The sequence below is a fragment of the Alicyclobacillus sp. SP_1 genome (assembly GCF_024706985.1).
GTDB lineage: Bacteria > Bacillota > Bacilli > Alicyclobacillales > Alicyclobacillaceae > Alicyclobacillus_I.
The window spans coordinates 1-1,744 of the sequence record NZ_JAMCCX010000093.1 but is presented as its reverse complement, the minus strand read 5'-3'; the positions used below and the strand labels follow the sequence as shown (position 1 = coordinate 1,744).

The 1,744-nt window shown below is 48.0% G+C and carries 1 protein-coding gene; it reads right to left on the bottom strand.

The features are described 5' to 3' along the window. The coding region (locus M4I36_RS15540; RefSeq protein WP_258112673.1) for an IS1634 family transposase at nt 1-1,342 on the bottom strand (1,342 nt) is incomplete at its 3' end. Nucleotides 1,343-1,744: the final 402 nt, after the last annotated feature.

Sequence of the window (1,744 nt, the reverse complement as noted above, 5' to 3'; positions counted from 1 at the left end):
GTTGCATGCTCTTCATGTTTCGAAATGCTTGTTCCACTTGTTGCAGGCCCTTGTATGTCTCCACCACTTCTTCCATGGACATCTCCTCGTGCGGAACATCCGTGCGGACGATGTAGATTCCGTCGAGTCGCGCCTCTTTCTCAATTCGTTCCTCGTCACGTTTGTATCGGAATATCCCATCTGAGATTTCCAAGATGAAGTGTTTCGCCATTTTGTGCTTGTCAATGATCTTGCCGACAGCCAGTCCAATTTTGTCGGCCGCAACCCATTTGCCAGTCTCAACGCGAACGCGAATCTTTTCCAAATCTCGCTCCGTGGCTGACAGAAGGTCCTGTCGGTTACGACGTCGTTCCTCTGTCATCAGGGGATTGCGATTGAGCACCAATCGCTCCCCATCGTAATCAGGGTGTTCAATTTCAGCGACATCCCGGTCATCAAATAGGGATAACTGAAAAGCTCCATCTTCGTACAAATGTTGGATATCACTGGCCCGCAGTGCTGTGATCCAATCGTAACCTACTTTCTTTAGGTCAGCGATTCGAGTCTTGGTCATCATCCCCCGATCACCGACCAGTACCACTCTACGCAGATCGTACTTCTCACGCAGGCGGGTCATCTGTTCTTCCAGAGTTTTCGCATCCGTACGATTGCCCGGAAAGACTTCGACAGCAACCGGACATCCATCTTTATTCGTCATCAGTCCATAAGTGAATTGCCTTTTACTGCGTTTCTTGTCCCTGCTGTACCCAAAGGCGGCTAGTGGACAATGCGTACCTTCCAGGTAAGACGACGATAAGTCATACAGAACCAAGGCTCCTTCTTCGAGATGTTTCTTCGCCAACTTTTTCTCAAGGACTGGCTGGCGTAAAAACAGTGTATCCATGGCTTCATACAACGCGTTAGGGGATATAGACTCTGGCAGGGATAGCAAAGAGCCAAGTGTCGTCTGCTGCCAATATGCAGCGGTAAATCGTTTTGAACCTGGTTCAATCAAGCGAGCTGTGATCATGCCTAAAACAATCGAACGCCACAGCACATCACCGCCAAGAATTTTATCTAAGCCGATTTTGCGGACCACTGAAAGTATCGCGGACACAGCACCGTGAGATTTAGACGAGGTGATTTTCAAGGCTTCTGCAGCAGAGACGAATGTCTCGCCTTTGAGCGCCCGGCGAATGATGTCAACCACATCCTCAGGAAGAGCGGACAAATTGGCCAAAGTCCGGTGCTTAACCTTACCGTCCTCGCGGTAGGTTTGTCGCAGGAGAGTGGAGGAGTAAGTCCTGCCTTTATAGGTTCGGTTGGTTATGGCTACATGCATCGCATTAGAATGAGTTTTCATAACTAATGTATTCTACACGAACGGCAGTAATCCTCCTTTTGCACAGAATATTTCGTGGCTACATAATACAGTAAAAAATACCCCTGAGGCCTTGCCATTTACGGCCTCAGGGGTACTACATGCGATGAACTTCCGATTAATAAACATCCATTTCCGGCTGATGGTATTTGCCAAGATAACGGAAATTTCTATTCCGTGCTCGTTACGTTCATCCCTGGTCCCTCATTGTTTTGGCCATTGGAAAATGGCCAAAACACCATTCAACAACGCATGACTCCAGAGAGCGTATACCACCCCTGTCCGTGTGGAAGCGGGAAAAAGTATAAACCCGGATTTCGACGGTTTTTGCTTGATGGAGTCTCGTTAGGTTTCCAATGAATATTTTGGAATTATAGTCTCCGA